Source organism: Mycobacterium sp. (assembly GCF_040509115.1).
Classification (GTDB): Bacteria; Actinomycetota; Actinomycetes; order Mycobacteriales; family Mycobacteriaceae; genus Mycobacterium.
This window is the reverse complement of record NZ_JBEVLO010000060.1, coordinates 1-7,951: the sequence shown is the minus strand read 5'-3', so window position 1 is coordinate 7,951 and position 7,951 is coordinate 1. Positions and strand designations below refer to the sequence as shown.

The 7,951-nt window shown below is 64.2% G+C and carries 11 protein-coding genes; 9 read left to right on the top strand and 2 right to left on the bottom strand.

The window, feature by feature from the left end; translation table 11 throughout:
- Positions 1-393: 393 nt before the first annotated feature.
- Entirely contained in the window at positions 394-1,458 is a 1,065-nt protein-coding gene (locus ABW137_RS04690) for a substrate-binding domain-containing protein (protein WP_526397381.1), read from the bottom strand.
- 124 nt (positions 1,459-1,582) lie between these two features.
- On the opposite strand from ABW137_RS04690, the gene ABW137_RS04685 reads away from it, so the two are divergent.
- The 9 genes from ABW137_RS04685 (at position 1,583) to ABW137_RS04645 (ending at position 7,432) form a co-directional block, all read left to right on the top strand.
- Positions 1,583-2,083 (top strand): MarR family winged helix-turn-helix transcriptional regulator, encoded by a 501-nt coding sequence (locus tag ABW137_RS04685; protein WP_526397379.1) that lies wholly within the window; start codon positions 1,583-1,585, stop codon positions 2,081-2,083.
- Between the two features lie 123 nt (positions 2,084-2,206).
- Positions 2,207-3,991 (top strand): nitrilase-related carbon-nitrogen hydrolase, encoded by a 1,785-nt coding sequence (locus ABW137_RS04680; protein WP_526397377.1) that lies wholly within the window; start codon positions 2,207-2,209, stop codon positions 3,989-3,991.
- 28 nt (positions 3,992-4,019) lie between these two features.
- Entirely contained in the window at positions 4,020-4,646 is a 627-nt protein-coding gene (nthA, locus tag ABW137_RS04675; protein WP_526397375.1) for a nitrile hydratase subunit alpha, read from the top strand.
- Positions 4,643-4,957 carry a hypothetical protein gene (locus ABW137_RS04670; protein ID WP_526397373.1) on the top strand — a complete coding sequence of 105 codons (315 nt, stop codon included), beginning with the start codon at positions 4,643-4,645 and terminating at the stop codon, positions 4,955-4,957. The genes nthA and ABW137_RS04670 overlap by 4 nt, the downstream gene beginning before the upstream one ends.
- 1 nt (position 4,958) lies before the next feature.
- Positions 4,959-5,318 carry an SH3-like domain-containing protein gene (locus tag ABW137_RS04665; RefSeq protein ID WP_526397371.1) on the top strand — a complete coding sequence of 120 codons (360 nt, stop codon included), beginning with the start codon at positions 4,959-4,961 and terminating at the stop codon, positions 5,316-5,318.
- On the top strand, positions 5,315-5,785 hold the full coding sequence (locus ABW137_RS04660) for a nitrile hydratase accessory protein (protein ID WP_526397369.1): 471 nt from the start codon (positions 5,315-5,317) through the stop codon (positions 5,783-5,785). The genes ABW137_RS04665 and ABW137_RS04660 overlap by 4 nt, the downstream gene beginning before the upstream one ends.
- A 97-nt stretch (positions 5,786-5,882) precedes the next feature.
- On the top strand, positions 5,883-6,398 hold the full coding sequence (locus tag ABW137_RS04655; RefSeq protein ID WP_526397367.1) for a DUF1097 family protein: 516 nt from the start codon (positions 5,883-5,885) through the stop codon (positions 6,396-6,398).
- Between the two features lie 49 nt (positions 6,399-6,447).
- Positions 6,448-6,657: a CbtB domain-containing protein gene (locus ABW137_RS04650; RefSeq protein ID WP_526397365.1), complete on the top strand. Its 210-nt coding sequence runs from the start codon at positions 6,448-6,450 to the stop codon at positions 6,655-6,657.
- Positions 6,658-6,679: 22 nt separating this feature from the next.
- Positions 6,680-7,432, top strand: a complete 753-nt coding sequence (locus tag ABW137_RS04645; RefSeq protein WP_526397363.1) for a CbtA family protein — start codon at positions 6,680-6,682, stop codon at positions 7,430-7,432.
- 39 nt (positions 7,433-7,471) lie between these two features.
- Here the strand turns inward: ABW137_RS04645 and ABW137_RS04640 are convergent, their stop codons facing one another.
- Positions 7,472-7,936, bottom strand: a complete 465-nt coding sequence (locus tag ABW137_RS04640; protein ID WP_526397361.1) for a hypothetical protein — start codon at positions 7,934-7,936, stop codon at positions 7,472-7,474.
- Positions 7,937-7,951: the final 15 nt, after the last annotated feature.

The window sequence follows — 7,951 nt, the reverse complement described above, 5'->3', positions numbered from 1 at the left end:
CGTTGATCGTGGTTGCGCACGGCACCATGTTCAGGCTGGCGCTCGGTTCACTCGTCAACGAGCCGCAACCGCTAATGGGCAACGGCCACTTCGTCGTTGCGACGTTCCACCAGAGCGGACAGTTCAACGTGAGTCACGCATGCCCTGCGTACTAGCTAGGCCCCGAGCACGCGGGCGAAGGCCGCCCGGTTGGTGTTGGAGAATCCCGAGGACTATCCCAGATAGGCGATGGTCGTCGGCACATGAGCGGCCGCGCATCAAGGCGCACGAGCGGCGCAACGCCCGGATGGAGCAGACATCGAAATCGTCAAGACGGCAACGTCTTACATCGTGGGGGAGAGCGACCCGCACAACCGCCGCTGACTTCGCGACGCCAAGGCCGCTCGGCACTTCTCAAAGAGAGATCAATACGTCGAACTCGAGGCCATTGGCCTTGGCTAGGTAATTCTGCTGCGCGGTGTGGTGCGCCTTGAAGTGCTGCGTCCCGCGAGGGCCCGCAATCACGAGATTGTCTGCTACGCGACACAATTCAGGTACCGAGCTGCCGCCGGCCGCCTTCGTCAGTGCGGCAAGCAAGTGAAGGCCTTCGTAACAGGATTCGGCCATGGTCCCGACCACAGGAGCTTCGGGACCGAATCGCCGCGTGTAGCACGCGGTGAAGTCCAGGCTGCCCTGAGTGGGAAGCGCCGAGAAGTACGCCGCACCGACGTACAGTTCCTCGGACGCTGCCGCGCCGGTGGCCAGCAGCATGTTCTCATCCATCAGGGGGCTCAGTCGCACCATCCGATGGTGCAACCCCCGGTCGGCGAACTGGCGGTGGAACTCCACGGCGTCTTGGCCTACCAACAACACCACGACACCGGTCGCCGAGGATCGTTCGAGGCGGTTCAGTACTGCGATGAAATCGTTGCAGCCCAAGGGCACGTATGCCTCGCCGCTCAGCGCACGGTCATCGGCAGCCAGGTGCGCGCGGATCTGCCTCGCGGTGGACCGCGGCCAGACGTAGTCGTTGCCGACTAGGAACCAGCCGCGAACGCGGCACTCCTGCTCGAGCACGGTCAGTGCCGGAAGCAATTGGGTGTCGGGTGTCTCGCCGGTGACGAACACCCCGGGATCGCGTTCCCCGCCCTCGTACAGCGACGTGTAGACGTAGGGCACTCGTCCGGCCAGCGCCGGGGCCACGGCCTTGCGTACCGACGAGGTATGGGTGCCGATCACCGAATGTGCCTGACCGCTGGAGACCAGCGTGTGCAGTTGGGCTGCGATGACCGACGGTGGCAGACCGCCGTCGACCGTCACCAGACGAACCTCGCGGCCCAGAATCCCGCCCGCCGCGTTGATCTCCTCGGCCGCCAGCAGGGTGCACAACTGCGCAGGTGGTCCGATGATCCCGAGTGGACCCTGCAGCGGGTTGACCACGGCGACGCTGAACGCATCATCGTGGGCGGAAGGTTTCATCCCGGTGACTTTCGACTAGCGGCAGGGGTTTTCATGCGGCCCGATGCGGATCGGGCGACTAGGGTCGCCACCGACGGTGGTGTGCCAGTGGCGCCCACGGTAGACCGATCGAAGGGACCCGGCAATGGGAACGGCATCACAGGTTGCGCTTCAGGCCGACGCGCTCGTTCGCATGCTGCGCGGTCGGGTGGAGGCCCTGCTTGCGGTGCAGGATTGCTCGCTCGACGAATGGCGTGTCCTCGACCACGTAACCGTCCACGGGCCGTCGGTGATGTCGAAGATCGGCAAAGAGGCGGGACTGGCGCCGTCGGTGTTGTCGAAGCTGGTGGACCGGATGGTGACCAACAACCTGCTGTATCGCCGCATCGACCCTGCTGACCGGCGGCGCATCAACGTGCACCTCACCAGCCGGGGGAAAGCGGTCCACCGAGCCTGCGCCGACGTCCTCGATCGCGCAGACGCTCATCTGGACACCGAGGTGCGCGACACGCTGACAACGTTGAAGGCTGCCGTCGACAACGCACGTGCAGTGCTCGAATCCAACGAATCAGTTTCTACGGAAAATGTTTTCTGGACGTCAAACAAGCCAGCTCAGAGCACTGTGGGTAACGTGCCGGAAACATGAGTGTCGTTCGTTAACAATTGAGAAACCAAAGTCGACGCTCAGTGACACACGGGATTCCTAACGTTCACGCCGTCACCAACTCGCGGTATCGCGGTGGTGGCGGAGACGACGGAAGGGAACCCCGTGTCGGAGACGACTTACTTGGCGTCGGCGGTCCAGTTCGAGCCGGTGCTGTTCGACAAGCAACGCAACATCACCCGGCTCGTCGAACTGGTGGAAGAGGCTGCGGCCGGCGGCGCGAAGCTCATCACCACGCCTGAGATGGGCATCTCCGGTTACTGCTTCTTCGACGCCGCAGAGGCCGAGACCATGGCCGAGACGGTCCCCGGGCCCAGCACCGAGATCTTCGCCGAGCTCGCGGCAATCCACAACTGCCACATCGTGATCGGCATGCCGGAACGCGATGTGGAGACCGGCCTGCTATACAACTCGGCAGTCCTCATCGGACCGCAGGGGCTCGTCGGCACTCATCGAAAGACACACGGCTATATCGCCGAGCCCAAATGGGCGGCACCCGGCGATTTCGGACACCGGGTCTTCGACACACCGGTGGGCAGGATTGCGTTGCTGATCTGCATGGACATCCACTTCGTGGAAACCGCGAGGATGGTCGCGCTCGCCGGTGCCGACGTGATCTGCCACATCAGCAACTGGCTCGCCGAGCGCACGCCTGCGCCGTACTGGATCAGCCGTGCCTTCGAGAACTCCTGCTACCTGATGGAGAGCAACCGATGGGGTTTGGAGCGCGGTGTCCAGTTCAGCGGCGGATCCTGCATCATCGCACCGGATTCGGAGATCCTGACCTCCCTGGACGCGGGCGACGGAGTGGTGACCGCCGAGATCGATCTGACGGCGGTGCGCGCAGCGAAGGAATCATCGGCGTCGGCGCTGTCCGGACGCAGACCCGAGTTGTATCGCGACCTGCAGATCAATACCTACCTGTGGAACCCACGAGACTTCTTCACGCTCTACGGCAATGATCCCATTCCTCCCGGCAGACCATCGGTTCTCGCCGCCGTCCAGCAAGATGCCACCTCGGACAGTGCGGCCAACGTCGCACGGATTCGCGACGCATTCCTCGAGACCGCCGACGCGGGTGCGGATCTGGTGGTGTTTCCCGAACTCAGCGTCTCGGGTCCCCCGAGCGCTGGCGCCGAATACGCGGAAAGCATTGACCCCGAAGGCATTCTGAAACCACTGCTCGACTCCGCGGCCAGCAGCGGAAGCTACCTGGTGATTGGGATCGCCGAGCGTGGCGATATCGCAACGCCTCCCTACAACAGCGCCGTCCTCATCGGTCCGGAGGGCATCGTCGCCGTGCACCGCAAGATCCATCTCAGCAAGGACGACGAGATGTACTTCGCGGCAGGAGATTCCTGGACGCACGCCGACATCCGGGTGGGTCGGGTGGCCCTGCTACTCGGTGACGACGTGCTGCGCCCGGAATCCGGTCGGGTGGCCGCCCTACACGGCTGCGACGTGATCGCCGTGCCCGCGCGAATCTCCGCGCTGCTGCATCACGGACACCCGGGCACGCAGGTACCGCTGAGCTACCCGATTCCGCGAGGCGCCAGCCAACTGCACTGGCATCACATGAGGGTGCGGGCAGGGGAGAACAACGTGTATCTCGCCTACGCCAATCCGCCTGAATTCGGCGGCCGCAGCGGAGTTTTCGGTCCCGACACCTTCGAGTTCCCGCGTCGTGAGCGGGTGGCGGGCGCCGCGGCCGAGGTGCTGACGGCACCCATCGACACCAGTGACGGACCCGGTCCCTACAACGCGAACGTGGTGCGGCGCAAGGACCTGGTCACCATGCGCCTTCCGCACCACTATCGCATGCTGTCCGCGCCAGGCCGGCCTGCATCCGAGCAGTTCGCACCCGACGTCTCTCTGGCCAGCGTCCGCTGACCGAACCGAGGAAAGGATCCACGACACGATGGACGAAATCAAGATCAGCCACGGCTACACGGCGCCGCCACCGTACGCGCAGCTGCGGATCAAAGCGGTCCAGTCACTACTGGTGGACAAAGGCATCATCGACCCCGACTCGTTCAACGAAGTGGTCGACATCTACGAAAACCGGATCGGCTACAAGGACGGCGCGGCCGTCATCGCGCGAGCCTGGACGGAGCCGGACTTCAAGGCCAAACTGCTCGCCGACGGTACCTCCACCCTGGCCGAACTCGGCATGACCGGCTTCGAGGGTGCGCACGTCATCTATGTCGAGAACGACGACGAGGTGCACAACGTCGTGGTGTGCACTCTATGTTCGTGCTATCCCTGGGCCGTCATGGGGCTGCCGCCGGCCTGGTACAAGGCGCCGCAATACCGCTCGCGCGTGGTATTCGAGCCTCGGGTGGTGCTCAGCGAATTCGGCACCACACTGCCCGACGACATCGAGATCCGGGTCTGGGACAGCACCGCCGAGATCCGCTACATCGTCATTCCGCAACGCCCGACCGGCACAGACGGATTCACCGTCGAACAACTCACCGATCTGGTCAGCCGGGACTCGATGATCGGCACCAAACTGGCCAGCACCCCAGAAGGAGTAGCAGCGTGAACGGAATTCACGACGTCGGTGGCAGAGACGGCATGGGTGCCGTCAAGACGGAGGATCCTGAGGTGGTCTTCCACGGCCCTTGGGAAAAGGACGTCTTCTCCGTCATCGGAATGTACTTCGCATCCGGTCTGTGCCCGCTCGACGAATTCCGGCACTCCATCGAGATCATGGACCCTGCGGAGTACATGAGCACTCCCTATTACGTGCACTGGTTGCGCGCCGCCGAGAACCTTGGCTTCGCCAACGGGCTGTTCACCGAAGAAGAGCTGGCCACGCGGATCGCCGACCTGGAAGCAAAGGACATCGACTGACATGCAGAAGCTGGCTCCCGCCGAAGTGCTCGGCGCGATTCGAACTCCCGGCGACTTCTCCCGGCCCGCCACCGTCGACCCGCGTTTCGCTGTGGGGGATACGGTGTTGGTGCGCAACCACAACCCGATCGGACACACCCGACTCCCCGGCTACGCCAAGGGGCACCTCGGCGTCGTCGACCGCCACCACGGGTTCTTCATCTACCCCGACACCATGGCACACGGCCTCGGTGAGAACCCTGAACACCTGTACAGCATCAAGTTCAGCAGCGGCGAGCTGTTCGGTGACCGCGGCACCCCAAACTCGTGGATCTACATCGACCTGTGGGACAGCTACCTCGACCCGGCGCAGTCGTCATGAACGCGCTTCTGTCCGCGGACGAGGATCCTGAAGTCTCCTTCGAAGAACCATGGCAGGTCGAGGCATTCGCGATCGTGGTGGCCCTGACCCGGCAACGGTTGTTCACCTGGACAGAGTGGGTACGCGAGTTCTCCGGAGAGATCAACGGTGCCCCGCGGCGCGCCGGCGAGACGGTCACCGAGTCTTACTACCGGCAGTGGCTGACCACCGTCAGCCGGATGGTCGACCGGCATGCCGGGTTGTCGGGCGCCATGGTCGACGCACGCCACGAAGAGTGGCGTCTGGCTTATCTGGGTACCCCGCACGGGCAGCCCATCGAGCTGGTAAATCACCATCGGGTGCAGCCCGACTGCCCCACTCCGTCGCATGATCACGATCATGATCATCCGATGACGCCGCTGGCTGAGATCCGCGACAAGATCAAGCCCATCGCGGTGTACGGCGGGCGCTCCGCCGTTCTCACCTGAGCGTTCCTCCCACTTGACGCATCCCCGCCTGCCCGGCGGGTCTCGGCCCGTGAATGCACCGGCCGGGACCCGTCATGCCCAGAACGAAGGAACAATCATGAACGAACGCGCCGCGGCGACCCTGGTCATCGGTGTTCTCGGTGCCGCATCCTTTCTCGTCACCATCTACGTAGTGACCGTGCCGATCTGGGCCCTGTTCATCGCCTGGGCATCCTTCGTAGCCGCCGGAGGCGGTGTCACCGGACTGCGTCGGTCATTACCCATGGCCGTTCTGGGCATTGTCAGTGCGACGGCTACGCTGCTGGTGGCCCACGCTCTCGGAGGCGGTCCTTGGGCGACCGCGTTGTGCATCGTCTTCGGTGCCGGAGTACTGGTGGCCATCGGCCGGTTCGACGTGTTTTCCTTCACTCCCGCATCGTTTTTCGGCTTCGCCTCCACGGTCGGGATCATCGGCGCCACGGGTCGGTCCATCACCGATGCGCCGTCCATCTCGCATCCCGCCGCGATCGCCCTGATGGCCATGGTGCTGGGCACCGCGTTCGGATTTGTTGCCGAACAGGTGGCCGGCGCATCGAGTCGGACGCCCCGACTGGTCGGCGAGACAGCCGGCTGATACCAGCTCCACCCCGTATTCCCAACACGTTTCACGAAAGGTACGCACTATGGAAAACACGAAGGCGGGCACCGCCACCGGGTTGGAACTGTCTGCCGTCAAGGCGGTGGCATGGCTGTCCCTCACGGCATTCCTTGCGTTGTTGACGCTCTACTTCGTCGGCATGGACCAGGGTGCCACCTCGGTGTTCGGCAGCAACACCTATGTGCACGAATTCGTCCACGACGCACGCCATCTGCTCGGCTTCCCGTGCCACTGAGTCACCCAAGGACCGACTGACCATGGAAAAGCACATCATCGGCCGCGGGCTGCTGGCCGGCGTCGCAGGGGCCGTCTCGGCTTTCGTCTTCGCGCGCATCTTCCTCGAGCCCGTCATCGAGCGCGCCATCGGTTACGAAGAGGGGGTCAGTGCGGCACACGAGGCGGCGCACGGCGGTCACTCCCACGGCGAGGGCGTCGAACTGTTCACCCGGGCGGTCCAGGCCAACGTCGGGATGGGGTTCGGGGTGCTGGCGTTCTCGGTCGCGATGGGCGCCCTGCTGGCCGTCGTGTTCTGTGTGGCGTACGGCAGGGTCGACGACATCTCGGCACGCACCCTGTCGGTGCTGTCGGCCGGTGCGCTGCTGGTGTCGTTGTGGGTGGTGTCCGCCCTCAAGTACCCGCCCAACCCACCGGCAGTCAGCTACGACGGCACCATCCAGCAGCGGACGCTGCTGTACCTGTTGATGGTCGTGCTGTCCGCGACGGCGCTTGCGGCCGCCGTATACGTCGGACGTTGCCTGACCCCAAGGCTGGGCACCTGGAACGCGTCGCTGGCCGCCGCAGGGGGCTACCTCGCCGCGATGGCGGTGGTCATGCTGGTCCTGCCCGCCATCGACGAGACCCCGGGAGATTTCCCGGCCGACGATCTCTACGAGTTCCGGCTGTTGTCTCTGGGTGCCCAGGTGGTCATGTGGACGACCATCGCGCTGGTGTTTGCCGCCTCGGTCCGCAGGCTGATCGAGCAACGGCAACGGCAAGCCGTGCTCGCCTAGCGCCACGACGGTCCACGATTCAAGGACGTCAAGCCAAGATCATAGCTGCAGCAAGAGAACGAGATTGGCGACGGCCAACGTTGCATCGAGGGCGAAGATGAGGTTCATCGGGAAGGCGGATACCCGCCACGGTGCGTCGCGCTTGGTTGCCTCTCGTATTGCGACGGGCACGTTGACGAGGAACTGCGAACCGTGCCCCACCATCAGCGCAGTGATGGGCACTGCCAATAACGACTCGGAGAACTCGTCAAGCCGCAACAGCGTCAGCGCCGCAAGGCTGAACAGCGCCAAATTGAGACCCCCGAGGAAGACGACGAGCCCCGCTGCACCGCGGCGTCCCTCCGGGGTCGCCTGACCACTCCCGATGAGCCCGTATGTACTTCGTCGCGGCATTGCCACGAAGTACACGAAACCCGCACCAAGCCACAGCAGGTTCATCACCAACACCACGACGGCCAACGTCGAGGTCGCCGAACCCTGCCCGGCGAGCTGAGTCTGCATCACAGACTCAACCTAGGG